General features: G+C 40.9%; 29 protein-coding genes and 3 tRNA genes. 19 read left to right on the forward strand and 13 right to left on the reverse strand.

Annotated features, from left to right (window positions below):
- The 6 genes from DMZ48_RS18710 to DMZ48_RS16140 form a co-directional block, all read left to right on the forward strand.
- Positions 1-266 (forward strand): hypothetical protein (locus DMZ48_RS18710; protein ID WP_206751708.1); only part of this gene is annotated, 266 nt, incomplete at its 5' end.
- Positions 267-1,026: 760 nt separating this feature from the next.
- On the forward strand, positions 1,027-2,967 hold the full coding sequence (gene thrS / locus DMZ48_RS16120) for a threonine--tRNA ligase (protein WP_143956205.1): 1,941 nt from the start codon (positions 1,027-1,029) through the stop codon (positions 2,965-2,967).
- Between the two features lie 34 nt (positions 2,968-3,001).
- The gene (gene infC, locus DMZ48_RS16125; RefSeq protein ID WP_143956206.1) at positions 3,002-3,550 is read left to right on the forward strand and encodes a translation initiation factor IF-3; all 549 of its coding nucleotides are present in this window, start codon (positions 3,002-3,004) and stop codon (positions 3,548-3,550) included.
- Between the two features lie 53 nt (positions 3,551-3,603).
- The gene (gene rpmI / locus DMZ48_RS16130; RefSeq protein ID WP_143956207.1) at positions 3,604-3,801 is read left to right on the forward strand and encodes a 50S ribosomal protein L35; all 198 of its coding nucleotides are present in this window, start codon (positions 3,604-3,606) and stop codon (positions 3,799-3,801) included.
- A 92-nt stretch (positions 3,802-3,893) separates the two neighbouring features.
- The gene (rplT, locus tag DMZ48_RS16135) at positions 3,894-4,238 is read left to right on the forward strand and encodes a 50S ribosomal protein L20 (RefSeq protein WP_143956208.1); all 345 of its coding nucleotides are present in this window, start codon (positions 3,894-3,896) and stop codon (positions 4,236-4,238) included.
- 129 nt (positions 4,239-4,367) lie between these two features.
- Entirely contained in the window at positions 4,368-5,177 is an 810-nt protein-coding gene (locus DMZ48_RS16140) for an HAD family hydrolase (RefSeq protein WP_143956209.1), read from the forward strand.
- Between the two features lie 34 nt (positions 5,178-5,211).
- Here DMZ48_RS16140 and DMZ48_RS16145 read toward each other — a convergent pair whose 3' ends face one another.
- The 8 genes from DMZ48_RS16145 to tgt all read right to left on the reverse strand — a co-directional run bounded on the left by DMZ48_RS16145 (position 5,212) and on the right by tgt (position 14,547).
- A complete protein-coding gene (locus DMZ48_RS16145) occupies positions 5,212-5,634 on the reverse strand; it encodes a secondary thiamine-phosphate synthase enzyme YjbQ (RefSeq protein ID WP_143956210.1) in 423 nt (140 codons plus the stop codon).
- A gap of 16 nt (positions 5,635-5,650) precedes the next feature.
- Positions 5,651-7,381: a beta-N-acetylhexosaminidase gene (locus tag DMZ48_RS16150; RefSeq protein WP_143956211.1), complete on the reverse strand. Its 1,731-nt coding sequence runs from the start codon at positions 7,379-7,381 to the stop codon at positions 5,651-5,653.
- A 60-nt stretch (positions 7,382-7,441) separates the two neighbouring features.
- Positions 7,442-8,653, reverse strand: a complete 1,212-nt coding sequence (locus DMZ48_RS16155; protein WP_242009237.1) for an asparagine synthetase B — start codon at positions 8,651-8,653, stop codon at positions 7,442-7,444.
- Between the two features lie 73 nt (positions 8,654-8,726).
- Complete coding sequence (gene dnaB, locus DMZ48_RS16160) at positions 8,727-10,277, reverse strand: replicative DNA helicase (protein ID WP_143956213.1); 1,551 nt, start codon at positions 10,275-10,277, stop codon at positions 8,727-8,729.
- A gap of 169 nt (positions 10,278-10,446) precedes the next feature.
- Entirely contained in the window at positions 10,447-11,400 is a 954-nt protein-coding gene (locus DMZ48_RS16165) for an acetyl-CoA carboxylase carboxyltransferase subunit alpha (protein WP_143956214.1), read from the reverse strand.
- A gap of 46 nt (positions 11,401-11,446) precedes the next feature.
- The gene (locus DMZ48_RS16170) at positions 11,447-12,349 is read right to left on the reverse strand and encodes a DMT family transporter (protein ID WP_143956215.1); all 903 of its coding nucleotides are present in this window, start codon (positions 12,347-12,349) and stop codon (positions 11,447-11,449) included.
- Positions 12,336-13,415, reverse strand: a complete 1,080-nt coding sequence (locus DMZ48_RS16175; RefSeq protein WP_143956216.1) for an LptF/LptG family permease — start codon at positions 13,413-13,415, stop codon at positions 12,336-12,338. The genes DMZ48_RS16170 and DMZ48_RS16175 overlap by 14 nt, the downstream gene beginning before the upstream one ends.
- A 1-nt stretch (position 13,416) precedes the next feature.
- Positions 13,417-14,547 carry a tRNA guanosine(34) transglycosylase Tgt gene (tgt, locus tag DMZ48_RS16180; protein ID WP_143956217.1) on the reverse strand — a complete coding sequence of 377 codons (1,131 nt, stop codon included), beginning with the start codon at positions 14,545-14,547 and terminating at the stop codon, positions 13,417-13,419.
- Positions 14,548-14,710: 163 nt separating this feature from the next.
- Here tgt and DMZ48_RS16185 point away from each other — a divergent pair, with 163 nt between their 5' ends.
- The 3 genes from DMZ48_RS16185 to DMZ48_RS16195 are packed head-to-tail and all read left to right on the forward strand — an operon-like array spanning position 14,711 to position 17,196.
- Positions 14,711-15,556, forward strand: coding sequence for a transketolase (locus DMZ48_RS16185; RefSeq protein WP_143956218.1), 846 nt, complete (start codon positions 14,711-14,713; stop codon positions 15,554-15,556).
- A 48-nt stretch (positions 15,557-15,604) separates the two neighbouring features.
- Entirely contained in the window at positions 15,605-16,558 is a 954-nt protein-coding gene (locus tag DMZ48_RS16190; protein WP_143956219.1) for a transketolase family protein, read from the forward strand.
- Positions 16,559-16,608: 50 nt separating this feature from the next.
- Positions 16,609-17,196, forward strand: coding sequence for a porin family protein (locus DMZ48_RS16195; protein ID WP_143956220.1), 588 nt, complete (start codon positions 16,609-16,611; stop codon positions 17,194-17,196).
- Between the two features lie 165 nt (positions 17,197-17,361).
- Here DMZ48_RS16195 and DMZ48_RS16200 read toward each other — a convergent pair whose 3' ends face one another.
- Positions 17,362-18,291 (reverse strand): FKBP-type peptidyl-prolyl cis-trans isomerase, encoded by a 930-nt coding sequence (locus tag DMZ48_RS16200; protein ID WP_143956221.1) that lies wholly within the window; start codon positions 18,289-18,291, stop codon positions 17,362-17,364.
- Positions 18,292-18,376: 85 nt separating this feature from the next.
- Here DMZ48_RS16200 and DMZ48_RS16205 point away from each other — a divergent pair, with 85 nt between their 5' ends.
- Genes DMZ48_RS16205 through DMZ48_RS16215 form a run of 3 tightly spaced genes read left to right on the forward strand, consistent with a single transcriptional unit; the run spans position 18,377 to position 19,844 of the window.
- The gene (locus tag DMZ48_RS16205) at positions 18,377-18,760 is read left to right on the forward strand and encodes an RNA-binding S4 domain-containing protein (protein WP_143956222.1); all 384 of its coding nucleotides are present in this window, start codon (positions 18,377-18,379) and stop codon (positions 18,758-18,760) included.
- Positions 18,757-19,338, forward strand: a complete 582-nt coding sequence (locus tag DMZ48_RS16210; protein WP_143956223.1) for a class I SAM-dependent methyltransferase — start codon at positions 18,757-18,759, stop codon at positions 19,336-19,338. Before DMZ48_RS16205 ends, DMZ48_RS16210 begins: the two co-directional genes overlap by 4 nt.
- A gap of 2 nt (positions 19,339-19,340) precedes the next feature.
- Complete coding sequence (locus DMZ48_RS16215; protein ID WP_143956224.1) at positions 19,341-19,844, forward strand: phosphoribosyltransferase family protein; 504 nt, start codon at positions 19,341-19,343, stop codon at positions 19,842-19,844.
- Here the strand turns inward: DMZ48_RS16215 and DMZ48_RS16220 are convergent.
- Positions 19,836-20,345, reverse strand: coding sequence for a shikimate kinase (locus DMZ48_RS16220; protein WP_143956225.1), 510 nt, complete (start codon positions 20,343-20,345; stop codon positions 19,836-19,838). The two genes, DMZ48_RS16215 and DMZ48_RS16220, sit on opposite strands and share 9 nt — an antisense overlap.
- Before the next feature lie 156 nt (positions 20,346-20,501).
- Here DMZ48_RS16220 and DMZ48_RS16225 point away from each other — a divergent pair.
- The 6 genes from DMZ48_RS16225 to DMZ48_RS16250 all read left to right on the forward strand — a co-directional run bounded on the left by DMZ48_RS16225 (position 20,502) and on the right by DMZ48_RS16250 (position 22,614).
- Positions 20,502-20,574: transfer RNA gene (locus DMZ48_RS16225), tRNA-Lys, on the forward strand.
- A gap of 40 nt (positions 20,575-20,614) precedes the next feature.
- Positions 20,615-20,687: transfer RNA gene (locus DMZ48_RS16230), tRNA-Lys, on the forward strand.
- Positions 20,688-20,751: 64 nt separating this feature from the next.
- Positions 20,752-20,835 (forward strand) — tRNA-Leu (locus DMZ48_RS16235).
- A 166-nt stretch (positions 20,836-21,001) separates the two neighbouring features.
- The gene (locus DMZ48_RS16240) at positions 21,002-21,583 is read left to right on the forward strand and encodes a chromate transporter (RefSeq protein ID WP_143956226.1); all 582 of its coding nucleotides are present in this window, start codon (positions 21,002-21,004) and stop codon (positions 21,581-21,583) included.
- A 2-nt stretch (positions 21,584-21,585) separates the two neighbouring features.
- A complete protein-coding gene (locus DMZ48_RS16245) occupies positions 21,586-22,134 on the forward strand; it encodes a chromate transporter (protein WP_143956227.1) in 549 nt (182 codons plus the stop codon).
- A gap of 93 nt (positions 22,135-22,227) precedes the next feature.
- The gene (locus tag DMZ48_RS16250) at positions 22,228-22,614 is read left to right on the forward strand and encodes a hypothetical protein (protein ID WP_143956228.1); all 387 of its coding nucleotides are present in this window, start codon (positions 22,228-22,230) and stop codon (positions 22,612-22,614) included.
- A 28-nt stretch (positions 22,615-22,642) separates the two neighbouring features.
- On the opposite strand, the gene DMZ48_RS16255 is transcribed toward DMZ48_RS16250, so the two are convergent.
- The 3 genes from DMZ48_RS16255 to DMZ48_RS16265 all read right to left on the reverse strand — a co-directional run bounded on the left by DMZ48_RS16255 (position 22,643) and on the right by DMZ48_RS16265 (position 24,691).
- Positions 22,643-23,146 (reverse strand): GNAT family N-acetyltransferase, encoded by a 504-nt coding sequence (locus tag DMZ48_RS16255; protein ID WP_143956229.1) that lies wholly within the window; start codon positions 23,144-23,146, stop codon positions 22,643-22,645.
- Positions 23,147-23,248: 102 nt separating this feature from the next.
- Positions 23,249-24,022: an oxygenase MpaB family protein gene (locus tag DMZ48_RS16260; protein WP_143956230.1), complete on the reverse strand. Its 774-nt coding sequence runs from the start codon at positions 24,020-24,022 to the stop codon at positions 23,249-23,251.
- Positions 24,023-24,148: 126 nt separating this feature from the next.
- A complete protein-coding gene (locus DMZ48_RS16265; protein WP_143956231.1) occupies positions 24,149-24,691 on the reverse strand; it encodes an RNA polymerase sigma-70 factor in 543 nt (180 codons plus the stop codon).
- Positions 24,692-24,870: 179 nt separating this feature from the next.
- Here DMZ48_RS16265 and DMZ48_RS16270 point away from each other — a divergent pair, with 179 nt between their 5' ends.
- Entirely contained in the window at positions 24,871-26,007 is a 1,137-nt protein-coding gene (locus tag DMZ48_RS16270) for a FecR family protein (protein WP_143956232.1), read from the forward strand.
- The last annotated feature ends 151 nt before the right edge of the window (positions 26,008-26,158 follow it).

Here is a 26,158-nt window from a genome sequence, read left to right on the forward strand (position 1 = left end):
CCTCGTTTCCTCGGCCGACCCTCGTGGCGTCTTTCGTTCTGAAAGCGGCTGCAAAACTACAACCTTTTTTCATTCCTGCAAATCTTTTTTTGAATTTTTTTTCAACCTCCAATTCGCATCTCAAAACCTCTTCAGAACTTCGCCGCCGCCGTAACTTTCGTTTCAGTAGCGGGGTGCAAAACTACAACCATTTTTTGATCTCGCAAGAACTTTTTGGAAAAAATTTTCAATCCCTTCTCAACCTCTCTGCACCACTCTGTAAATGAACGTCTTTCCTCGTAAATACCGCTCTTAACAAGCGACCTTCAACCCGAAAGCGGCTGCAAATATAGAACTATTTTTTCCATACTTCCAACCCTTTTATCCATCTTTTTTTAAAATAATTCCTAAGCCCTTTATTCCATGCGATTTACCTTTTGAGAAAAATTCAAAACAGGAAACGGAATACAGAAAACAGTGAACGGAATACAGTTTACTGTTTTACTGCTTCACTGCATTACTACGTTACTACTATCACTAAAACCCCTTCCTCGTTTTACCCCGACCCTAAAGGGAGACGAGGATTAGCAGTATGATTACTCAATAGATAGTAGCACCCCATACATTAAAACTCAATTTTCAATTCTCAATTCTCAATGAGATCGACGCCAGAAGTTCGAATACAGTGAACGGAATACAGTTTACTGTATTACTGCATAACTGCTTTACTATATTACCGCGTTATTACTATCACTAAACACCCCTTCCTCGTTTTACCCCGACCCTAAAGGGAGACGAGGAAAAGCAGTATGATTACTCAATATATAGTAGCACCCCACACATTATAGCTCAATTTTCAATTCTCAATTCTCAATTAGATCAACGCCAGAAGTTAGAATACAGTGAACGGAATACGGAATACAGAAAACGGAAAACAGTTTACTGCATTACTGTGTTACTGTGTTACTGCTTCACACTATATTAATATAATACTATTGTACGCATCACTACTTCCTCTTATCTTTGCAATCCTTAAATACATTTAAAATGATAAAGATTACATTACCCGACGGTTCTGTCAGGGAGTATGAAGACAACAGCACTCCAATGGACGTGGCTAACAGTATTAGTGCCGGACTCGCCCGTAACGTTATTTCAGCAAATTTTAACGGAACAAAGGTTGAAACCACCACCCCACTGACCACCGACGGTAATCTTACATTATATACATGGAATGATGATGAAGGGAAAAAGGCTTTCTGGCATTCCACATCTCACATCATGGCTCAGGCTATCGAAGAGCTCTACCCGGGAGTTAAGTTAACTATTGGTCCGGCTATCGACAACGGATTCTATTACGATGTTGATTTCGGAGACCAATCTATCTCGGAGAAAGACTTCCCTGCCATCGAAGCAAAAATGCTGGAGATCGCCCGAGGGAAGCATGATTTCAAAATGAGATCTGTAAGCAAAAGTGATGCTTTAAAATTCTATAAAGATCAGAATAACCCTTTCAAGGTTGAACTTATCGAGAATCTGGAAGATGGAACCATCACCTTTTGTGATCATGATACCTTTACCGACCTTTGCCGAGGCGGACATATCCCGAACACCAGTATTGTTAAGGCGGTAAAACTATTATCCGCTGCCGGTGCTTACTGGCGTGGTGATGAGAATAAGCCACAGCTTACCCGTATTTATGGTATCTCCTTCCCAAAACAAAAGGATCTTAAGGAGTATCTTGAACTTCTTGAAGAAGCCAAGAAACGCGATCACCGTAAACTCGGAAAGGAACTTGAACTCTTTACCTTCTCCCCAAAAGTAGGTCAAGGTTTACCGTTATGGCTGCCTAAAGGTGCTGCCCTTCGTGAACGCCTGGAGTCTTTCCTGAAGAAAGCTCAGAAGAAAGCAGGATACGAACAAGTAGTAACTCCCCATATCGGACAGAAAGAACTCTATGTTACCTCCGGGCACTATGCTAAATATGGAGAAGACAGTTTTAAACCGATTCATACGCCTAAGGAAGATGAAGAATTCCTTTTGAAACCTATGAACTGTCCGCACCACTGTGAAATCTACAATTCACGGCCATGGAGTTATAAGGAACTACCGAAACGTTATGCCGAATTCGGTACTGTATACCGTTATGAGCAAAGTGGAGAATTACATGGACTTACCAGAGTTCGTGGATTTACTCAAGATGATGCACACATATTCTGTACTCCGGATCAGCTTGATGAGGAATTTAAAAATGTAATCGATCTGGTACTCTATGTATTCGGTTCGCTGGGTTTTGAAAACTTCACAACACAGGTTTCACTCAGAGACCCTGAAAATCCGGATAAATACATAGGAAGTGATGACGTTTGGGAAAAAGCCGAAGCCGCGATCCTGAAAGCAACACAGGAAAAAGGACTTGATTATGTTATCGAAACCGGCGAAGCTGCCTTCTACGGCCCTAAACTGGACTTTATGGTTAAGGATGCACTGGGAAGAAGCTGGCAGTTAGGTACCATCCAGGTAGACTATAACCTACCCGAGCGTTTTGACCTATATTATAAAGGAAGTGATGATAAATTACACCGTCCGGTAATGATCCACCGTGCACCATTCGGAAGTATGGAACGATTTGTTGCGATCCTTCTGGAGCACACCGGGGGTAACTTCCCGCTGTGGTTGATGCCAGATCAGGCTATCATATTGTCTATCAGTGAGAAATATGAAAAATATGCCGAAAAAGTTTTAAATTTATTAGAAAATAACGAAATTCGCGCCCTCGTTGACAACAGAAATGAGACGATCGGTAAAAAAATCCGTGATGCGGAGATGAAAAAGATCCCTTATATGTTGATTGTAGGGGAGAATGAAGAGCAAGAAAGTACCATTTCAGTTCGTCAGCACGGCAAGGGTGATATCGGAACCATAACCGTCGAAGAATTCAGCGATTTGATAAATTCAGAAATCAATCGTACATTAAAGACGTTTTAAAAGAAAGTATAATTAAAATCGAATAGCCATAGCAATTAAAAGATTTAACAGAAACGTTCAAAGAAGAGAGAACAAGAACCCACATCGAATCAATTCAGAAATCCGTGTACCGGAAGTCCGTTTAGTGGGGGATAATGTAGAAATGGGAGTTTATCCTACAAGAACAGCTCTAACTAAAGCTGAAGAACTAAACTTAGATTTAGTTGAGATTTCACCCAACGCTGCACCTCCTGTTTGTAAGATTATGGACTATAAAAAGTTCCTTTACGAACAGAAGAAAAGAGACAAAGCCCTAAAGGCTAAAGCCTCAAAAGTTACCGTGAAGGAAATTCGTTTCGGTCCTAACACGGATGATCACGATTACGATTTTAAAAAGAAACATGCAGAGAAGTTCCTTAAAGAAGGAGCGAAATTAAAAGCATATGTTTTCTTCAAAGGTCGTTCGATCGTCTATAAAGATAAAGGTGAGATCCTGCTTCTTAAACTTGCTTCAGAACTGGAAGATCTGGGGAAAGTGGAGCAAATGCCGAAACTTGAAGGTAAGCGTATGACCATGTTCATCGCTCCTAAGAAAACAAAATAAGACTGCAAAGCAGTTAAAAATACTAAGCGAGATAATTATAAATATTAGGAACTATGCCTAAAATGAAAACCAAATCCAGTGCTAAAAAGCGTTTTAAGCTTACAGGTACCGGTAAAATTAAAAGAAAGCACGCTTATAAGAGTCACATTCTTACTAAGAAATCTAAAAAGCGTAAGCTAGCGCTGACTCATGCCACTCTTGTTGACAAGGCGGATGAGAACAGCATCAAAGAACAATTACGACTTAAGTAATCGTTCGACGGTTAAAACAATTGTATAACCCTGGAGACAGGCTCAACAAAAGTGGCCTTTAATGGTCCGCCTGCTACAAAACATTTAAAATTATGCCAAGATCAGTAAATTCAGTAGCTTCAAGAGCACGTAGAAAAAAAGTGTTGAAGCAAGCTAAAGGCTACTACGGTAGACGTAAAAACGTTTGGACAGTTGCCAAGAATGCGGTTGATAAAGCAATGCTTTATTCTTACAGAGACCGTAGAAATAAGAAAAGAACTTTCAGAGCACTTTGGATCACCCGTATTAACGCTGGTGCCAGACTGCACGGAATGTCTTACTCTCAATTCATGGGACAAATCAAAGCAAATGATATCGAATTGAACCGTAAGGTTCTTGCCGACCTTGCTATGAACCACCCTGAAGCATTCAAAGCAATCGTTGAGAAAATAAAGTAAACGTTTAACAATATATTATCCGCTTAGAAAAGCCTGACCTAAACGTCAGGCTTTTGTTTTTCCTTAAATAACAAACCATTAACTTAAAACTCACGGTTAAATCTTAAATTTGCCTCTTATTTCATTTATATGGATCTATCTAAAGTAAAACTGGTGGTCTCCGATATGGACGGCACCCTTCTAAATACAAACGGCAAAGTAAGTGATGATTTCTTTGAACTCTTTGAATCACTGAAATCCCATAACATTCATTTCGTAGCGGCAAGTGGAAGACAATACGATAGTATTACCAATAAACTGGCACGTATAAAAGATGAAATCACCATTATCGCAGAAAATGGTGGCGTCGCAAAACAAGGTGAAAAGGAACTTCTGTTTACGAAACTTCCCGAAAATTATATCATAAGCATTATCGAACAACTCCGTAAACTGGATCATGTTCACACCGTACTTTGTGGCAAGGATGAAGCGTATATCGAATCAACCGATCCGGATTTTATCAAAATGTTCAGCGAATATTATAAGAGCTTTCAATCTGTTGAAGACCTGACTAAGGTTGACTTCAGTAACCTTTTAAAGATCGCCGTTTTTCATCCGGAAAGTTCGGAGGAATTTATCTACCCTACAGTGAAACATCTGGAATCAGAATTACAGGTTAAGGTATCCGGAAAAAACTGGCTGGACCTTTCTCACCCAAATGCAAACAAAGGTTATGCGCTGAAATTGCTTCAGGAACAACTCGGAATCCAAAGGGAAGAAACCATGGTTTTTGGTGATTATAATAATGACCTGGAAATGCTTGACCTCGCCTATTTCAGTTATGCCATGGAAAACGCACATCCTAATGTCGTTAAGGCTGCGAAATTTCAAACAAGAAGTAATGATAATGGAGGGGTAGAATACATCCTGAACCAATTGTTAGCCGCTAAAAAGGTTTGATCCCTGATGAAACCTGACTGATCGTAAGCTTTGCTTAAACTCCGTATAGCGTCAACACAATCTTACGGCTACCTCCATGGTCTCTGTGTTCACACAAATAGACCCCCTGCCAGATACCGAGGTTCAGTCGGCCATTGGTAACGGGAACCTGAACTGAAGCACCCAATAAAGAAGACTTAATATGGGCCGGCATATCATCCGGCCCTTCATAAGTATGAATAAAATACGGTGTATCCTCCGGCACCAGTTCATTAAAATGACTTTCAAAATCAACTCTCACCGTGGGATCTGCATTTTCATTTATAGTAAGTGATGCTGAAGTATGTTTAATAAAGATCTGAAGCAATCCGGCCTGTATCCCACGAATCTCCGGAATTTCCCGCATCACTTCTTCAGTGATCAGATGAAATCCTCTTTTACGCGGTCTCAGACTAAATTCCTTTTGTATAATCTTCATTTAAGAACTTTAACTTTTATTCTGCTTCCGTTTGTGCTGCGTCGGTGGCCACATCCTCTGAACGTACCGGATAATCGGCATAATTATACCCTTTTCTCTTCAGCAATTCAAAGAAATCCGGCAGACGTTCTGTAAAATTCTGATAGTCTCTGTCGGCTTCCTTACTCCATACAACTTCCGACAAAGCTGACATTCTTGGCAAAACCATATATTCTACATACGATTCCTCAGTCATATATTCCGTCCATACATTTCCTTGTGCTCCCAGAATATATGCATCCTTATCTTGTTCAAGGGCATCAGGAGTAGGTTGTAACCCGTATACTTTCTCAGCCGTCAGCAAACCTCCGATATTTTTAACACCGCTTAAACCCTCTTCCTGATGATAATCAAAATAACAATGAGAAGTAGGAGTCATAATCACATCATGATCCTGGTTCGCAGCGGTGATTCCACCTTCCATACCACGCCAGGACATAACGGTAGCATTCGGAGCAAGTCCTCCTTCCAGGATCTCATCCCAACCAATGATCTTTTTTCCTTTTGTATTCAGGTATTTTTCGATTCGCTGAACGAAATAACTCTGCAATTCATGCTCATCAGCAAGTCCTTCCTCCTTCATACGTTGCTGGCAAAGCGGACACCGCTTCCAGTTTCCTTTCGGACATTCATCTCCTCCTATATGGATATATTCAGAAGGAAACAGTTCAACTACTTCATCCAGTACGGTTTCTAAAAAGGTAAATGTCTCTTCTTTTCCTCCACAATAAACATCATCCATGACTCCCCATACTTCCTGAACGACCTTAGGGTGCCCTTCAGCCTGCTGAATCTGACTTTGCTGTGAAAAAACACCGCCATACGTCAGTGAAGGTTCTTCTGGAAAACAACTCAGGTTAGGGTAAGCCGCGATCGCTGCACTGCTATGTCCCGGTAATTCGATCTCCGGAATTACTGTTATATGTCTTGAAGCAGCATAAGCCACCACATCTTTTATCTCTTCCTGTGTATAAAATCCACCATGTTTGGTGTTATCATTCTCGGCCCAGGGTCTTGTTCCGACTACGGTTCCATTTCGGTAAGCTCCAACTTTTGTAAGCTCAGGCAATGCTTTAATCTCGATTCTCCATCCCTGGTCCTCGGTTAAATGCCAATGAAAAGTATTCATCTTATGAAGTGCGATAAGATCGATATATTTCTTCACGAAAGAGACCGGAAAGAAATGACGTGCCACATCCAGATGCATTCCCCGGTATGTATATCTGGGATAATCTTCAAGATTGACCGCAGGAATAGTTGTACCTGATAGTTGATTTTCAGGATCTCCTTCGAATTTCAACAGTTGCTGTAATGACTGAATGCCATAAAAAACACCTTTAGCGGATTTTGCACTAATCTTAATCTGCTGACGGTCGACAAGCAGACGATAACCTTCATCATTTTTAACGCCTTCATCATTCACTAAAAATATAACATTGGAACTGGCAGAGGCCGCAGGATCGAATTCTACCTGTAAACCACTGAATTCATTTAGCAGATCACGAAGATAGACGGCTTCATTTTCAAAGTTGGCTTCTGCTATGATAACGGTATTTTCATCCAGTTTAAAACGTCCCGTTTCTTTATTCAATGTAACGGGTTGGGGAATTATTGCATAGTCATCTGCAGAATTCTGATAATCGCTGAGCGGATCATTGCAGGATACTCCTAATGCAACAAGAAACAAATAACAAAGTTTTCTTATCATGGTTGGTTAAAATATTGGTGTTTGTAAAGTTTAATGGTGTTTGATAAATATAGAAAGTATTTAAGTTTTTTGCTTTTTCTTCCTGGCAGCCGGAAACAGGACATTATTGAGAATCAGACGATATCCCGGAGAGGTGGGATGCAATTCTAATTCGGTTTTCGGATCTCCTACCCTGTGCTGATAATCTTCCGGGTCATGCCCTCCATAGAATGTAAAAAAACCTTTCCCTTTAATACCATGGATATAACGCGCTTCCCCATTTACCTTATTCGTTGCCATTATGAGTACTGTTGGCTTGATGGTATTCGGATCATAAGCTGTTGTTTGTCCCATGAACCCTTTGATAATCGCCGTATGGTTTTGACAAAGCATCGTGGGAACCGGATCCCATTTAGCGGAGAATTCCATAAGTGTAAAGTAATCTGTATCTCTGGACACTACAGATCTTTTGGAAGTCATATCGATACTGGAGAATTCATAGATCATCGGATTTCTTTCCAACATATAATCGGTAAAGGCAAAGGTGTTACTAAAGTCGATCCGTGATTGATAGGCTGCATCGGAAGGGTCTCCATCAAACATCGGCTCACAAATATCTACACCATCAGCAGAAAGAGCGATATCGAAACTATCGGTAGCGGAGCACATAGCGAACATAAAACCACCACCAACTACGTAATCCCGTATCTTTCTGGCTACGGCCAGTTTTTCCTGAGACACTTTCTCATATCCGAGTTTCGCAGCCATCGCCTCAGCGTCCTGTTTTTCACGAATATACCAGGGCGTTGCCCGGTAAGCACCATAGAACTTACCATACTGACCGGTAAAATCTTCATGATGAAGATGAAGCCAATCGTACAGCAAGAGTTCATCACTGAGAACTTCTTCATCATAAACAGTTTCATAAGGAATTTCAGCATAGGTAAGCACCATGGTCACTGCATCATCCCAGGGTTGATTTCCCTTTGGAGAATAAACGGCAATCTTAGGTGCTTTTTCTAGTATGACCGCATCCTGATTTCTTGAAGGACTTTCGATTTCCGCCAGGATACTTTCGCTCTTTGCATCGGATAAAACTTCAAATGAAACGCCTCTGATCTGGCATTCTCTTCGTACCTCCTCAGTATCGGGCATTAAAAATGCTCCTCCCCTGTAATTCAACAACCATTTAACCTTTAATTCCTTTTCGAGAACCCAGTAGGTCAACCCATATGCTTTGAGATGATTTTCCTGAGTTTCTGCATCCATCGGGATCAGAATATAAGAGGCCATACAAAAATTAAGGCTGAGCAGCACAAGGAAAGTTGTGACTGTCAGCCTTAATTTTACGGTACTAATTTTATATTTAGAACGGTACGTCGTCGTCATCTGGGTTAAAATCGTTGTTCAGCGAACTGCCGAAAGCTTCATCGGCACTTGGCAGATCACGCGTGATAAATGGATTATCATCACCTGAATTCATCTTCGATTGGAATTCAAAAGGTGAATCGAAATCATCTAAGTTATCAAATTTACCGAGCTGACCAATGAATTTTAACCTAATATTTTCAAGTCCACCGTTACGGTGTTTCGCAACGATGAATTCTGCCTGTCCCTGAGTCGGACTTCTCTCTTCATCATCCCATTCTTCGATTTTATAATATTCGGGACGGTAGATGAAGGAAACAATATCCGCATCCTGCTCGATCGCTCCCGATTCCCTAAGGTCGGAAAGCAATGGTCGTTTACTTCCACCACGGGTTTCTACCGCACGGGATAACTGTGAAAGTGCGATCACCGGTACATCGAGTTCCTTAGCCAGTGCCTTAAGGTTTCGTGAGATCGTCGAGATCTCCTGTTCACGGTTTCCTCCTCCTTTTTGAGTACCTCCCGCCGTCATCAACTGAAGGTAGTCAATGATAATCATACGGATTCCGTGCTGAGAAGCGAGTCGTCTCGCCTTTGCCCTAAGGTCAAAAATTGAAAGCGACGGTGTATCATCTATGAATAAAGGTGCAGATTCAAGGTTCTTGACCTTAACATTCAACTGTTCCCATTCATGTTTTTCCAGTTTTCCGGTTCTAAGTTTCTCTGATGACAAACCTGTTTCAGATGAAATAAGACGCGTAATAAGCTGTACAGAAGACATCTCCAGTGAGAAGAACGCTACCGGAATATTAGAGTTAACCGCAATGTTTCTCGCCATCGATAAGGTAAGAGCCGTCTTACCCATACCCGGACGTGCTGCAACGATGATAAGGTCACTGGGTTGCCAACCAGAGGTTAGTTTATCGAGCTTATCGAATCCGGAAGGAATACCTGACAGACCTTCTTTGTTAGAGATCTCTTCAATCTTTTTCTTCGCCTGCATCACAAGACTTTGAGCAGATTCGGAAGATTTCTTGATATTCCCCTGGGTTACTTCATATAATTTGGCTTCGGCACTGTCCAGCAGATCGAAAACATCCGTTGTTTCATCATAGGCCTCTTCGATGATCTCACTGGAAATCTTGATAAGGCTTCGCTGGATGAATTTCTGAAGTATGATTCGTGCATGGAACTCAATATGCGCTGAAGACGATATTTTTTTTGTGAGTTGGATCAAATAAAAGTCACCTCCCACCTGATCCAATCTTCCGTTCTTGCGGAGCTGAGAGGAAACTGTTAATAAATCTATCGGTTCTGAAGATTCGAATAACTGTACAACTGCCTCAAAAATCGATTTATGTGCTTCTTTATAGAAGGCATCCGGGTGTAAAATATCGATCACCTCATCCACACCCTTCTTGTCGATCATCATCGCACCAAGCACAGCCTCCTCTAAATCAAGGGCCTGCGGCGGCACTTTGCCTTTTTCAAGCTGTATAATATTCGATTTATCGATTCTTACTCCGGGTATTGGATTGACTTTCTCCATAACTGCGAATGTAATTAAATAAGCAGAACAACCTAAAAATTATAACCCTTCGGTTGTTCACCTGTCATCAACAATATAACTGTTAATAACTTGATTTTGTTGTTAATAAAGGTAAAAAAAACCGAAGCGCGAACTTCGGTCTTAACAATAAGGTAACAAATACAAGGTCTTAGCCGTTGAAGACACCCATATTTGAATATTTATCCATTCTTTGCTTTACAAGATCCTCTGGGGATAACTTTTTCAAGGCATTATATGCTTTGGTAATTTCCTTTTCCACAGTCTTAAAAGTGGTTTCTCTGTCAGAATGTGCTCCTCCAAGAGGCTCCTTGATGATATCATCAACAAGGTGTAGTTTTTTCATATCCTTAGCGGTAAGCTTTAAGGCTTCTGCCGCTTGTTCTTTATATTCCCAACTTCTCCAGAGAATAGAAGAACATGATTCTGGTGAGATCACCGAATACCAGGTATTTTCCAGCATCATTACTCTATCGCCCACTCCTATTCCAAGCGCACCTCCAGAAGCTCCTTCACCAATGATAATCACGATGATCGGTACCTTAAGCCTGGTCATTTCCAGGATATTTCTTGCGATCGCTTCTCCTTGTCCGCGTTCTTCAGCTTCGATACCCGGATAGGCTCCCGGAGTATCGATCAGGGAAACAACGGGTAACCCGAACTTCTCGGCCATTTTCATAAGACGAAGTGCCTTACGGTATCCTTCAGGATTAGCCATACCGAAGTTGCGATACTGCCTGGTCTTGGTATTATAACCTTTTTGTTGTCCGATGAACATAAAAGACTGATTTCCGACTTTCCCAAGTCCGCCGATCATGGCTTTATCATCTTTGACGTTACGGTCTCCGTGGAGCTCGAGAAAAGTATCTCCGCAAATCGCTTTTATATAATCGAGAGTATATGGTCTTGAAGGATGTCTTGACAACTGAACGCGTTGCCAGTCGGTAAGATTCTTGTAAATCTCCTTTTTAGTCTTCTCAAGTTTCTGCTCGATCTGTGTACAAGTATCGGTAACATCAACGTCACTTTCCTTTCCAAGTACTTTACACTTACCTAATTGCTCTTCCAGCTCTTTAATCGGTAACTCAAAATCTAAATACTCCATGAGTCTAAATTAGTTTTTTGTAAGGCTACAAATATAAAACATTCTGTTATTCGACCCTTTTAATCGGGACTTTTCTTTTAAGTGTATTCTTCAATACGCCATTTGCTACAACAGTGGCTAAAATAATCAGTGCTCCAAAATAAAATGCAGGGCGCATTTTCTCGCTGTCTCCCAGTATCATAAAGGCCAGCATGGTACCATAAACAGGTTCCAGATTAATTGTCAGCATTACGGTATATGGACTTATGAAACGCATAACTTTAACCGAGGCGAAGAACGCATACGCGGTACAGATGCTGGCAAGTATCAATAAATACATCCAGTCTGTTGGCGACAATCTGAAAAACTCTGCTGTAAATGAACCATTGAATAATAGGTATAGTGTTATAAAGCCAACTCCACTTCCCAACTCATAGAAAGAGATCACACCAGCCTCATGATTTTGAGCCAGTTTACCGTTGATCAAAGAGAATAGTGCTGAAAGCAAAGCAGAGATGAGCGCTATGATGATTCCTTCCTTATATTGAACTTCCACATTGAAGATCACCAGAAGACCTCCGATCACAATCAGGCCAAACATGATCTCATACCAGATCACCTTTCTGCGGTAAAACAATGGCTCCAGCAGTGCTGTAAAGAAAGCACCGGTGGAAATCGTCGCAAGTGTCACCGAAACATTGGAAACCTTGATCGCCTTAAAAAAAGTAATCCAGTGCAAGGCGATCACCAGTCCGGCAAAGACCATGGCCAATAGCGTCTTTCGCTGCACACGCAGATCGAACTTTCTATAACGCACATAACCATAAACAAAGATCACAGCGATCAACATTCTGTACCATACCAGCGGGATTGCATCGATCTTGATCAAGGCACCCAAAACAGCAGTAAACCCCCAAATGAACACTATCAGGTGCAGATGGAGATAGTTCTTTAATTTATCGTTTAGCATTTCTCAACAGGAAGAACGCGATGAAGGCGAAAATAATGTTAGGTAAAGCTACGGCGAGTAGCGGAGAAAAGTCGGACTGTTCAGCCAGGATTGCAAAAACCTTATCAAAGAAGATAAAGATAAATGCCAGGGATATTCCCAATGCCAGGTTTACTCCCATCCCTCCGCGTCGTTTCATAGAAGATACGGCTACCGCGATCAAAGTCAGGATAAAAGCTGATACCGGTAAACTCCAGCGTTTGTATTTCACCACCAGATAACGGCTGACATTCGGAGATCCTTTTTTACGCTCTTTCTCTATGAACTCATTGAGTTCGAAAAGATTTTTGGTTTCCGCAACATAGGATACCGGCGTAAGGTCATCCAGATTAAAATTAAAAAGTGTATCATGTCTTCGTTTGGTCTCCACGATATCACCATTCTTGCCTATGATTCTTTTCTCATAGGAAGCGAGACGGAAAGTACTATCGGCCTTGACCCATCTGATATTTCCGGCAGTTATCTTATGTTTTAGTTCTGTACCTTCAAAATGCTCCAGCGTGAAATTGAATCCCGTCTGGGTGGAAGGCGTAAAACTACTCACATATACGATCTCATTATCATTGATCTGATTAAAAATATTATTCGTTTCCCGGTGTTTATCATGACCGGCTTTCAGATATTTAATTCTGAAATCGTTATAACCCTCACTCGCATCCGGCACAATGAACATTCCCATAACAAAGGAAAAGATCGCGATGATACTCGCACCGATCAGATACGGTCTTAAGAATCTCCAGAAGGAAATACCAGAACTCAGAATTGCGATCACCTCGGTATTGTTGGCTAATTTGGAAGTAAACCAGATAATGGACAGGAACAGAAATATCGGGAATAAAAGATTCGCGAAATAAAAGGTAAAATCTACATAATATTGAAGAATAGCAGCAGTACCCGCCTGATTCTCTATCATTTTATCAACCTTTTCCGATAGATCGACCATGATCCCGATAGGAACAAAAAGGATGATCATCGTAAAGAAGGTAATCAAATACTTCTTTAGTATATAGCGATCTATTATTTTCAAATTACAAGCGCTTATCCATTTGTTTTACCATCTGAGTCTTCCACTCACCAAAATCTCCGGCTAATATATGTTTTCTTGCTTCACGAACCAACCAAAGATAGAATCCCAGGTTATGTATCGTAGCAATTTGTTTGCCAAGATATTCATTCGAAGCGAATAAATGTCTCAGATATGCCTTTGTATAATAGGTATCGACATAGGTAATACCCATTTCATCGATGGGAGAAAAATCGTCTTCCCATTTTTTATTCTTTATATTGATGGTGCCATGGGCAGTAAACAACATTCCATTTCTGGCATTCCTGGTAGGCATCACACAATCGAACATATCGATTCCAAGTGCGATATTCTCAAGAATATTAATCGGAGTTCCTACTCCCATAAGATATCGCGGCTTTTCTTCCGGAAGAATTTCGCAAACCACTTCGGTCATGGCATACATCTCCTCCGCAGGCTCCCCAACTGAGAGTCCGCCGATCGCATTTCCAAAAGCACCGGCATTGGCTATATATTCAGCAGACTGTCTTCTTAGATCCTTATATACCGACCCCTGTACAATAGGAAACAATTGCTGCTCATAACCATATTTATCCGGAGTTTCATGGAATCTTTTTATACAACGGTCTAGCCAGCGATGTGTCATATGCATCGAACGTCTCGCATAATTATATTCACACGGATAGGGAGTGCATTCATCGAAAGCCATAATGATATCTGCACCTATGGTTCTCTGAATATCCATAACATTCTCCGGTGTAAAGAAATGGTAGGATCCATCGATATGGCTTTTAAATTTCACTCCTTCTTCCTTGATCTTACGATTTCCGGAAAGGGAATACACCTGATATCCACCACTATCTGTGAGGATGTTTCTGTCCCAGTTGATGAACTTATGGAGGCCTCCTGCTTTTTCAATGATATCCGTCTGCGGACGAAGGTAAAGATGATAGGTATTCCCCAATATGATATCCGGATTGATATCCTCTTTGAGTTCGCGCTGATGAACCCCTTTAACCGTACCCGCTGTACCTACGGGCATGAAGATGGGAGTCTGTATCGCTCCGTGATCGGTGGTAAGGGTTGCGGCCCTGGCTTTGGTGGCCTTATCTTTAGCTTCTAGTGTGAATTTCATGGAAATTATTCTTGGGGGGCAAAGATAAGCAACTATTCTACTCAACCGTAGAAATTTATCCCAAAACACAGCATGAAGAAACCTTAAAAAAAGTAGTTAGGTTTGTTTTGTCAGGGTTTTGTAATGGTTTATTTTTGCCAAAACTTAATTTTATCGTAGACAAATGCCAGACACACAACAATTAAAGGATTTAGCCACCCAGGTGCGAAGAGACATTGTAAGAATGGTACACAAGGTAAATTCCGGACACCCCGGAGGATCGCTTGGGTGTACTGAGTTTTTTGTTGCTCTTTACAATGAGGTTATGGACCTGAAGGAGGGATTTGATATGGACGGTATCGGTGAGGATCTATTCTTCCTTTCCAACGGACATATTTCACCTGTATTCTACAGCGTACTTGCCAGAAAGGGATATTTCCCTGTGGAAGAACTAAACACTTTCAGATTGATCGACTCCAGACTACAAGGCCACCCTACCACCCATGAAGGACTTCCAGGTGTTCGTGTAGCGTCAGGTTCGCTAGGACAAGGAATGTCTGTAGCGATCGGTGCAGCGCTTGCTAAAAAGCTGAACAATGATGATCATCTGATCTACAGCTTACACGGAGACGGTGAGCTTCAGGAAGGACAGAACTGGGAAGCGATCATGTATGCTGCGGGTAATAAAGTAGACAACCTTATCGCTACCATTGACCTTAACGGACAGCAGATCGATGGTTCTACTGATCAGGTATTACCAATGGGAGACCTAAGAGCTAAGTTCGAGGCATTCGGATGGGATGTTATGGAGATCGAAAAAGGAAACGATATCGAGGCAGTGATCGCCGGATTAAAAGAAGCTAAAACAAGAACCGGAAAAGGAAAGCCGGTATGTATTCTTATGCATACGATCATGGGACATGGTGTAGACTTTATGATGTACACCCACGCATGGCACGGAAAAGCTCCTAACGACGAACAGTTGGCAGTAGCGCTTGCTCAGAACCCGGAAACCCTTGGCGATTACTAGTATTTACCTGAATCACGTTCCTTAAACGGATCACCTAAAGTTTACAAAATGAAGAAATACACATACGAAAAGAAAATAGATACACGTAGCGGATTTGGTGCCGGACTGGCAGAACTTGGAAGAACAAACCCTAATGTTGTTGCCCTCTGTGCAGACCTTGTAGGTTCGCTTAAAATGGAAACTTTCATCAAAGAAAATCCGGAAAGGTTTTTCCAGATCGGTATTGCCGAAGCAAATATGATGGGGATTGCGGCAGGACTAACCATCGGTGGTAAAATTCCTTTTACCGGTACTTTCGCGAACTTTTCCACAGGCCGTGTTTATGACCAGATCAGACAATCGATCGCATATTCAGGTAAAAATGTAAAGATCTGTGCTTCTCACGCAGGACTTACGCTAGGAGAAGACGGCGCTACGCACCAGATCCTTGAAGATATCGGATTGATGAAAATGCTTCCGGGTATGACTGTGATCAATCCTTGTGATTACAACCAGACCAAGGCGGCTACTATTGCTATCGCAGAACATGACGGACCTGTATACCTTAGATTCGGACGACCAGCGGTACCGGTATTCACCCCTGAAGATCAAAAATTCGAGATCGGTAAAGCTGTCCAGATCAATGAAGGATCAGATGTAACGATCATCGCAACCGGACATCTTGTATGGGAGGCTATTCTGGCAGGAGAGAAATTAGCAGAACAGGGAATTTCTGCAGATATCCTGGATATGCACACCATCAAACCCCTGGATGATGCAGCTATTCTTAAATCAGTAGCTAAGACCGGATGTGTGGTTACTGCCGAAGAGCATAACTACCTGGGAGGATTAGGAGAAAGTGTTGCTCGTGTACTTGCTGAAAACCATCCTGCACCTCAGGAGTTCATCGCTACCAAAGATACTTTCGGAGAAAGCGGCACCCCTGCTCAATTGATGGACAAGTATGGTCTGAACAGTGAAAGCATTGTTAACGCTGTTATAAAAGTGTTAAAAAGGAAATAATCTTCGGTTTAGAAAGTTTATATTAACGTAAACTTCTAAAACGAATATTTATGAGAAAAGCAATTGTGCTGGTATTTTTACTGGCAGGTTTAACCACCTTTGCCCAATCCGGTTCCGGATTTGGTATTAAAGGTGGTTTAAATTTTAATAGCGGTGGTGATCTAAATATCAACAACATCGAAGACAATGTAAATGCCGATGGTCAGGTCGGTTATCACCTGGGTATCTTTTATAAGTTTGGCGGCGAGAGCCTCTTTTATTTGCGCCCGGAACTCATGTACACGAAAATCAAATCTAAATACGAATATAATACCGTTAAGAGAGATTTCGATATGAGTAAAATCGATCTTCCCGTACTCGTAGGAATAAACATCCTGGGACCTATTCATGCATTTGCAGGTCCGTCGTTTCAGTATATCCTGGACACAGACTTCGACGATATAAGTATTGGTGATGTGGAAAACGATTTTACGATTGGACTACAACTTGGCGCAGGCGTTAATCTTGGAGCTCTTGGAATCGATTTCAGATACGAAAGAGGTCTAAGTGACAACGAGGTAGAATTCACCGGACTCAATGATGGAAGAGTGGATACCAGACCTTCTCAATTCATCTTAGGATTGTCCTACCGACTATAGTCGAACAAACCTACATACAATAAAAAATCCCGGAGCAGAAACTTCGGGATTTTTTTATATAATCTTATTTGTTGCATTACCAATGCTTTAATTTTAGTCCCTTAGAAAGAGGAACTGTTACTTTGAAGCAGTGATTCTGCCAACAGCTTTCTTTAACCCATGGAATTAATTGGATACCGGATAAGTAGGATCGAGATAGTCAGGGATTCCATTTCCATTGGAATCATCCGGAATACCATCTTCATCTTTATCATACTCATAAATCGTATAGATACCATCTCCGTCATCATCGGCATCGAGGTAATTCGGAACTCCATCTCCATCGGTATCATCATTACCCGGCCATCCATCACCGTCAACATCCTCCAGATGTGAAGGAATTCCATCAGGTGAAGAAACGGTAGTAGAACTCACAACGATATAGTCTTCATCAACATCTGAATACTGCAACATCTCAACTTTAAAGATCAGGTTTACATATCGGTAAGCACTTCCTGATGAACTGTAATATCCTAACCCGGCAGGAAGGAAAACCATTCCTATTCCGAAATCCTGATTCCAGCTGATCGTTCCGTCTCCATTCTCAGTATATCCAGTTCCGATCCCCAGACGTGTACAGATCTCACCAAAGCCTCGCACCACACTCAGTGTATTGAAGGTAGCCGGATAATTATAGGTGCGATCGAACACCGTTCCATCGGTAAGGGTACCTTCGTAATTGCAAACCACGCGTTGCCCGAAAGCAGGAATCTGTTCCGTATCACCATCTCTGACAACAAGTGTATACAACTTATAAGTGACATCATCACTCTCCACATAGATCTCATCGGTAACCACCTGATCATATATAGGAGTCTTATCAGCATTCACCCCATCGATAGTATCGATTACGATCTTATAATCAAAATCTGCAGGAGGATTTTCGAATTCCTCGTAATTATAAAAGTGAGTACTCATATATTCCACAAGATCTGCATCATTTTCAGCTTCCACTTCAGCAGGATCTCTGACTTCTATGGCAGTACCAGAGTCATCATCCTTTTTACAGGATGCAAGTATTGCTAAAACGGCAAGGAATGGGAATAATCGCTTCATATACATCGTTCGGAATTTTAGATGCGCAAGATAGTATTTTCTAGTATTTTTGCTTATGCCTTTCACTAATTTTTAAACCTTAACAATGCGAATTGACAAGTTCTTATGGTGTACCCGATATTATAAAACCCGTAACATGGCCACTGAAGCCTGTAAAAAGGGGCATATCAGGGTAAATGAGCAATCGGTCAAACCCTCCAGAGATGTCTATCCGGGTGACAAAATCACCTTGCGAAAGAATCAGATCGACTATAAACTGGAAGTAATTAACATACCTGAAAACCGTGTCGGGGCAAAGATCGTTGATCTGTACAGAAAGGACACCACCCCCAAGGAGGCTTTTGAACATGCCGATCTTTTGAAATACTCCAAGGATTATTACCGAAAAAAAGGAACCGGACGCCCTACGAAAAAAGACCGAAGGGATATCGATGACTATCTTGACGATGAACAAGAAACTGCCGAATGAAAGAAACAACAGCATATTGGGAGACGCGATATCGCAACAACGAAACCGGATGGGATATCGGATACCCCTCCCCTCCTCTTAAAGACTATATCGATCAACTAAAAGATAAGAGCATCCGTATCCTGATCCCCGGTGCGGGAAACGGTTACGAGGCAGAATATCTTTTCAGAAATGGGTTCACAGACATCACTGTTCTGGATGTTGCCGCTGCTCCGCTGAACAATTTAAAGGAAAGAATCCCGGAATTTCCGGCAGATAACCTTATACAGGAGAATTTTTTCGAACACTCAGGGCAATACCAACTGATTATCGAGCAAACCTTTTTTTGCGCCCTCGATCCGAATTTACGTTCTGCGTATGCCGAAAAAATGCATGAATTAATGATGTCCGGAGCTAAACTGGCCGGTTTATTGTTTGATTTTCCGTTAACGGAATCCGGACCACCCTTCGGAGGTTGCAAGGAAGAATATCTGGAATATTTCAGGGATCTATTCAGGATTCTCACTCTTGAAAACTGTTATAATTCGATAAAACCAAGACAGGGAAAAGAACTCTTTTTTATATTTGAAAAAAACTAAGCATGGAAGTTGCAGGCAATAAAATACTGGGGCATGATGAGATCCAGCATAAGATCAGAAGAATCGCCTATCAGATCTATGAAACCTTTGTAGATGAAGAAGAGATCATTCTCGCCGGGATTCCGAGTGGAGGAATGGAACTCGCGAAAAAGATTGAAAAAGTTTTTAATGAGATCTCCGATATTAAAACCGTTTTATGTGAGATCCGGATCGATAAAGAAAACCTGCAGCATCCTGCCGAGACTTCGTTAAAGCCCGAAGAATACACCAACAAATGTCTGATCCTTGTAGATGACGTCTTAAATTCCGGGGGTACCCTTATCTATGGCGTTAAGCACTTTCTTGCGGTGCCACTTAGAAAATTCAAGACCGTGGTATTTGTAGACAGAAACCATAAACGTTATCCGGTAAAGGCCGATTTCAAAGGTATTTCATTATCCACATCGATTCAGGAGCATGTGACCGTGGATCTGAACGGTACCGACGATGCCGTGTACCTAAATTAATGCAGCGATCTCTCCGGCGATCGCTGCCGGTGATTTTCTATCGGTGGTTATAACATTCGGTGAACGCATATAGTAGAAATTCCTTTCAAATAAATGTTTTCTTATAAAATCAGACAGGTCTTGGTCATCGATGGCACTGATCAGCGGTCTGTGTGATTTTTCAGGTAATAAACGTTCCACCAGAAATTCTATTCCTGCCTTCAAATAAAATACGTTATCGGAAGCTTCCAGGATGTTGTCCATATTATTACCAAAACACGGAGTTCCACCTCCGAGGGAGATCACAGCATCGGGAGATTCCTGCAATAAGGTTTGAAGACATGAACTTTCTATCTTTCTGAAGTAAATTTCTCCCTTAGAACTAAAGATCTCCGGAATACTCATTCCTTCACTTTTTTCGATATAATCATCGAAATCCATGAATTCGATCTTCATTTCAGATGCTAGAATTTTACCGACAGTTGATTTCCCACTGCCCATATAGCCTATCAAAATTACCATAGTTAGGGGTTCAAATTATTAATTTTCATTCATTTATAAATCCGCCACAAAAAAAAGACAAATTTATATTAAAAACCGCTTGAAATATAAATAAATGGTTTTATATTTGCACCCGCCTACGGGAAGATGGGCAAGCACTGAAAAGCGCTAATTTTTGACTCGATAGCTCAGTTGGTAGAGCACAACACTTTTAATGTTGGGGTCCTGGGTTCGAGCCCCAGTCGGGTCACTAATCTTCCTTATAATAGCCTCGTGCTATTATTTTTTTCGACTCGATAGCTCAGTTGGTAGAGCACAACACTTTTAATGTTGGGGTCCTGGGTTCGAGCCCCAGTCGGGTCACTGAGTTATGCTTTTTGCTATACTGAATTTTTATGTCACTCGATCACAACCTGATCGATGTCACACCGAGATGCTGGAATTGGTAGACAGGCATGGTTGAGGGCCATGTGTCCATTAGGGCGTGTGGGTTCGACTCCCATTCTCGGTACGATGCAAGCCGATGGTAGTCCCTTCGGCTTTTTTATTTCTCCTATTTTTGACTTACAGTTATCAGTTTACAGAAAACAGTCCACTAATTCCCATTACTTATTATTGATTTATTAGTAGTTGGTATTTACTGACATTCTGTAATTTTACTCCAAAGTCATGGACATATGAAGCAGTCTCTTACGGATAAGCAAACATCCAATATCCACCTGCAACTTTTTATCTCTTTTATCAAAATGGGTTTTTTTATGTTTGGAGGAGGATATGCAATGATCCCCCTTTTGGAAAAAGAACTTATAGAAAGACGAAAATGGATCGATAATGATGATCTCGTCGAGATCATTTCTTTCTCCCAAATGACGCCCGGAACAATCGCTATCAATGCAGCGACACATATCGGAAATACAAAAGGAAAAGTGCTGGGAGGAATCGTAGCCTCTTTAGGCGTAATCTTCCCTTCTCTTCTGGTTATAACAATCATCTTCTATACAGCCGGAGATCACTTCGATACTCCGTACATCCAAAATGCCTTTATCGGTATTAGAGCCTGTCTCGTTGCTATGATCTGCAAATCAGTCTATCTAATGATACGATCTGCGAATGGTAAAGCGATCTTCTATGCGATCTTATTGCTATCAGTCACCGGACTGATGTTTGGACTCAACCCAATCATGATCATTATTATCGGAGGTGCACTGGGGATTTTGATCTGGGGTAATCTTTTCAATAATCATAAAAAAAGCTCATAACCATGCTTAGTAATCTCTGGAAATTATTTCTGGTTTTCTTTAAGATCGGACTTTTTAGTTTTGGAGGCGGACTTGCGATGGTTCCGCTTTTTATCACTGAATTTGAGAAACATGGATGGATGACACGCCATGAATTCTTCAATGTACTCTCACTGGCCCAAATGACTCCCGGTGCCATAGCCATGAATTCTTCAACCTATGTGGGAAACCATGTCGCAGGGGTGATCGGTGGGATTATAGCCACATTTTCACTGGCTGCTCCTTCTGTTATCATCATGCTGTTCATGTCACGATTCCTGATTAAGGTAAAACACCATCCTGCCAAGATCGCTATATTCAAAGGGCTCAACCCTGCTACAATAGGACTTATAGCGTACGCTGGAATACAGATCGCTCATACTACTTTCTTCAAGAATGACTATTCAGTCATTCACTGGAAAGCACTGGTAATCTTTGCCGCAATTTTTATTCTCCAGTTTATGATCAAAAAAGTAAATCCCATTTTCATGATCATCCTGGCAGCAGGTGCCGGTATTTTATTAGGGAGTTGAGAAATACAGCAACAATTTCCCGAAGAATTACAAAAGCTGATACCGTAACGCAACCCAGTAATTTTTTCCGCATCTTAACTTTAAAGCTTAGAAATGATTCGACACTTATTAATCGTATTCGCCTTTGCAGGAATCCTGGCTTGTTCTACTACTGATGATTCACCGCAACTCAACGGTACATGGATCTGGACAAGAACTACCGGTGGAATTGCCGGGCTAGACCAAACACCTGAATCTACCGATAATATCCAAAAATTAGAAATCACGAGCGAAAACATCACCTATTTTGTAAATGGCGAAAAGACCAATACAACCCCATACACCCTTGAAGTCAGAACCTCAGGCATATATCAAAAAGAGGTGCCTATGCTAATATTTGAGAATGGAAATCAATTGATCTATGCATTGAATAAAGATACCCTCACATTAACTGATGACCTGGTTGATGGTTTTATGCATTCCTACACCCGGGAAAGGTAAAATTCTCGGTGACCTCAGGATATAGGTATCAAACCTGTTTTGTCAGATCGTACTGCATCTGAATATTACAGCGTTTATAGGGTGTTTCATAGCCCGTTACTTCCTCAAATCCGAGTTTGCGATATAATTTAATAGCCGGTTCAAGAATAGTATTACTCTCCAGGTACAATACCTTACCCCCCATAGCCTTTGCGGTCTCGATAATCTTCTTTCCTAACCTCCAGCCAATATGTTTGCCTCTGGCCTCGGGTGCCACTGCCATCTTTGCCATTTCAAAATCGAAAGGTCCTTCCTCCTGCCTGATAAGGGCACAAACCCCTACAGGCTCATCATTTATCAAAGCTACCAAAATGCGGCCACCCTTCTCCAGAATATAGGCTTCAGGGGAGTCCAATGCTTTAAAATCGGAAGGCTCCATTTCAAAGTATTGAGAGATCCACGCAACATTCAGGTCACGATATGCTTTTTTATACTGTTGCTCAAAGTCAACAATTCGAACTTCCTTTTCGTAATTTGTATTCGGTTGCTCCATATTTAAACGATAATCACTTCCTATATCAGAGTAGGCACAAATTTAAATGAATTCCGTGAAAAGAAGGGGTTCGACCCGCATGTTGACTCCAGAAATTTCAGGCTATAAAATCTTTCCGGTGGGAATATCCAATTCATTTATCTGTGCTTTATAATCTGAAGGAAGCAGTACGCTTTTAATCGGTTTGTCCATTTTCAGGTACTTACATAGTTTATAAACCGGTACGGCGGGGATAAGCATGGAATACGATTTGAATCTGAGTAATATAGCAACCTTTTCAGGCACCACTAGTTTTTGTCCTTCGATCAATAACCGGTAGCGAAAATTTCCCAGGTGTTTTTTATACTGCAGAAAAAGATCATCTGTATATTCACTATACGCGAGATCATTCGCGAGATGCTGTTTACGAACTGATAACCAGGATGCATAATTTTCCGGTAACTCCCTGAGTCCCATTCCCAGTCCAACCCGGTAAAAGACGTTGTAAACTTCCTCTTTTTCTTCTGGGTTTAGTTTTCTCTCCAGCAATTCAAAGGCCGCTATTGAATAGTAGATAAGCATGAACAAAACATCCCGATAAGCCCAATCGGGAATAACATCTCCACGATTTGCCTCGACGGATCGATGGATATCCCGCATACGACCGATTGCCCTATTCGCCTCCTCCTCAGGAGCAAATACAATTTTTCTGGCATAACTTACTGTAGAGAAAAGCCGTCCTAAGGGATCAGCGGGTAATTTCCCTGTAAAATACAGCCAGTCAACCGCCTTGTTCAGGGCAAACTCTGCGGCCCCACCTGCGAAAATGAAGAGAACCGTGTCACTCTTTCCCCATATCTTACGTACTACAGAATCATATTTCACAAAGGGTTTCATCGGCTGCAATTAAGTTGTTTATAAAAATATGAATTAAATAAATTGCAAATTAAAGATGGTGTTCCCTCCCACAATTTACATTTATACTGAAAGGCAAGATCAATTCGGTATATTTTTTCGGAAACGCTATTTAGAAAGAAGTATTGACAGCAACATAATTGCAAGTATATCTTTACCGGCCTGCTCCCTTAGAAATGAATAAGCCCGCTTCATCTGCGTCTTAACTGTATTGACTGAAATACCTTCAACTTCCGCAATCTGACTATAGGTAAGTCCTTCCACGACATAGGCTATAAAGATGTTTCTTCTGGATTCAGGCAGTTTATTCAAAAGTTCATTTAATTTAAGAACTTTTGGATTGGAGTCATTTTCAGAGAATTCAACTTCTTCTCCGTTATCCGGAATCACACTATTATCGATCGATATTTTCTTCTTGAGCTTCTCAAGATATTGAATACTTAAATTTTTGACTGCCTTTGCTGCATAGGCCTGGAAAGAAGTCGATATTAGGGTATGCTCTCTGTTCTTCCAGAACGAAGTGAAAAAATCCTGAACAATATCCTTTGCTACATCCTGATCTTTAGTCACCTGAAAAGCCTTTAAACATAAAAATGTGTAATTTTCACGAAACACCTTTTCAAATTGTTGAAGTTCAGAAATCGTTGTCATAAGCTATTAATTCCAGTCAAAAATAGAAATCTAATTTTGATAACGACGGTCTAATATCGCTAAAAGTAGCAGTTTATAAAGCTAAATAACTATAGTTTTTGATAAAAGAATAAATTTTATTTAAAAATTGTCACCCTGTTTTAACCTTTTCCTAACCTATAAGAAACAATCGATTCTAAATGAGTAGAACAATTATCATAAAAGAGGTACTCGAACATATCGGAGAAACCGGAGATATCTCATCCATAGAGAAGATGAATCTATCCGAAGATGAGAAGGAGCTCATAAAAGATATCGTCGATGATCAACTGATCGAAGAGGCGCTCCAAATGTTAAAAGTACTCGATCCTGATGATGTACTGAAATCGATTAGAACTGATCTTCAAATCACTGAAGATCTAAGGCCGAAATGGAGATCCTATCTTAAATATGCAGCTATACTTATACTCATGCTGGCTAGTGGCCTTATGCTATTAAAAACAAGTTTCAGAAGTGATGAAATTCTTCAGATAGAGCATAAAGCGATCACCTTGGAGATGGAAGACGGCACTATAAAAGAGATCGATCTTCAAGACTCTCAATCAATTGCCGATAAACATGGTAACGTTATCGGAAATCAACATACTAATCAAATCACCTACAATTCCAGTTCAGAATATGAAGAATTAGTCTTCAACACTTTGAATGTTCCTTATGGTAAGACCTTTGAATTACAATTGTCAGATGGCACTAAGGTTCATTTAAACTCAGGTAGTTCCTTACGCTATCCTGTACATTTTTTGAAGGAACGAAATCGCAACGTCTATCTCGATGGTGAAGGCTATTTCGAAGTGAGCAAGGATCCGGAACATCCATTTCTAGTGAATACAGGCAACTATAAAGTTGAAGTATTGGGTACTCAGTTTAATGTTATGAATTATAATGATGAACTGGAAACAAAAGTTGTTCTGGTCGAAGGTTCGGTGAAATTCTTCAACCCGGAATATTCCAATGAGGTATTGCTTTCACCTGCTATGATGGCAACAGCCAATAAATTGACCCCGGCTTCAAAAATCGAACTTACCAAAGTCAACACTCAATTATATACTGCCTGGATCGATGGTAGATTTATCTACAGAGATATGCCCTTCAGCCAGATTATAAAAAAGCTCGAAAGGAAATATAATGTTCAGATCGTCAATAACAATAAAGATTTAGAAAATCAACCTTTCAGTGGAAATTTAGGGGATGAATCCATCGAAGATGTTCTCTCTTTCTTTAACGAAGTTCACGGTCTGAACTATGAAATAAAAGACAACACCATTCATATTAACTAACTAAAAACCTATTCTTCTATGACCTAAAAAATATTACCTCAACAAAGAACATAATACAAAAAAACCGGAAAGTAGTGCGAATACAATCCGGTGATTTTAAAGTGATTATAAAAAATTAACCACTAAATTACGATGCATTAAAAGTATGAAA

The organism is Robertkochia solimangrovi, from assembly GCF_007279655.1.
GTDB classification, from domain to species: Bacteria; Bacteroidota; Bacteroidia; order Flavobacteriales; family Flavobacteriaceae; genus Robertkochia; species Robertkochia solimangrovi.

Coding starts and splice junctions, on each gene's coding strand:
- thrS (WP_143956205.1), top strand. CDS start 1,027: ATGATAAAGATTACATTACCCGACGGTTCTGTCAGGGAGTATGAAGAC.
- rpmI (WP_143956207.1), top strand. CDS start 3,604: ATGCCTAAAATGAAAACCAAATCCAGTGCTAAAAAGCGTTTTAAGCTT.
- rplT (WP_143956208.1), top strand. CDS start 3,894: ATGCCAAGATCAGTAAATTCAGTAGCTTCAAGAGCACGTAGAAAAAAA.
- DMZ48_RS16140 (WP_143956209.1), top strand. CDS start 4,368: ATGGATCTATCTAAAGTAAAACTGGTGGTCTCCGATATGGACGGCACC.
- DMZ48_RS16145 (WP_143956210.1), bottom strand. CDS start 5,634: ATGAAGATTATACAAAAGGAATTTAGTCTGAGACCGCGTAAAAGAGGA.
- DMZ48_RS16150 (WP_143956211.1), bottom strand. CDS start 7,381: ATGATAAGAAAACTTTGTTATTTGTTTCTTGTTGCATTAGGAGTATCC.
- DMZ48_RS16155 (WP_242009237.1), bottom strand. CDS start 8,653: ATGGCCTCTTATATTCTGATCCCGATGGATGCAGAAACTCAGGAAAAT.
- dnaB (WP_143956213.1), bottom strand. CDS start 10,277: ATGGAGAAAGTCAATCCAATACCCGGAGTAAGAATCGATAAATCGAAT.
- DMZ48_RS16165 (WP_143956214.1), bottom strand. CDS start 11,400: ATGGAGTATTTAGATTTTGAGTTACCGATTAAAGAGCTGGAAGAGCAA.
- DMZ48_RS16170 (WP_143956215.1), bottom strand. CDS start 12,349: ATGCTAAACGATAAATTAAAGAACTATCTCCATCTGCACCTGATAGTG.
- tgt (WP_143956217.1), bottom strand. CDS start 14,547: ATGAAATTCACACTAGAAGCTAAAGATAAGGCCACCAAAGCCAGGGCC.
- DMZ48_RS16185 (WP_143956218.1), top strand. CDS start 14,711: ATGCCAGACACACAACAATTAAAGGATTTAGCCACCCAGGTGCGAAGA.
- DMZ48_RS16190 (WP_143956219.1), top strand. CDS start 15,605: ATGAAGAAATACACATACGAAAAGAAAATAGATACACGTAGCGGATTT.
- DMZ48_RS16195 (WP_143956220.1), top strand. CDS start 16,609: ATGAGAAAAGCAATTGTGCTGGTATTTTTACTGGCAGGTTTAACCACC.
- DMZ48_RS16200 (WP_143956221.1), bottom strand. CDS start 18,291: ATGAAGCGATTATTCCCATTCCTTGCCGTTTTAGCAATACTTGCATCC.
- DMZ48_RS16205 (WP_143956222.1), top strand. CDS start 18,377: ATGCGAATTGACAAGTTCTTATGGTGTACCCGATATTATAAAACCCGT.
- DMZ48_RS16210 (WP_143956223.1), top strand. CDS start 18,757: ATGAAAGAAACAACAGCATATTGGGAGACGCGATATCGCAACAACGAA.
- DMZ48_RS16215 (WP_143956224.1), top strand. CDS start 19,341: ATGGAAGTTGCAGGCAATAAAATACTGGGGCATGATGAGATCCAGCAT.
- DMZ48_RS16220 (WP_143956225.1), bottom strand. CDS start 20,345: ATGGTAATTTTGATAGGCTATATGGGCAGTGGGAAATCAACTGTCGGT.
- DMZ48_RS16240 (WP_143956226.1), top strand. CDS start 21,002: ATGAAGCAGTCTCTTACGGATAAGCAAACATCCAATATCCACCTGCAA.
- DMZ48_RS16245 (WP_143956227.1), top strand. CDS start 21,586: ATGCTTAGTAATCTCTGGAAATTATTTCTGGTTTTCTTTAAGATCGGA.
- DMZ48_RS16250 (WP_143956228.1), top strand. CDS start 22,228: ATGATTCGACACTTATTAATCGTATTCGCCTTTGCAGGAATCCTGGCT.
- DMZ48_RS16255 (WP_143956229.1), bottom strand. CDS start 23,146: ATGGAGCAACCGAATACAAATTACGAAAAGGAAGTTCGAATTGTTGAC.
- DMZ48_RS16260 (WP_143956230.1), bottom strand. CDS start 24,022: ATGAAACCCTTTGTGAAATATGATTCTGTAGTACGTAAGATATGGGGA.
- DMZ48_RS16265 (WP_143956231.1), bottom strand. CDS start 24,691: ATGACAACGATTTCTGAACTTCAACAATTTGAAAAGGTGTTTCGTGAA.
- DMZ48_RS16270 (WP_143956232.1), top strand. CDS start 24,871: ATGAGTAGAACAATTATCATAAAAGAGGTACTCGAACATATCGGAGAA.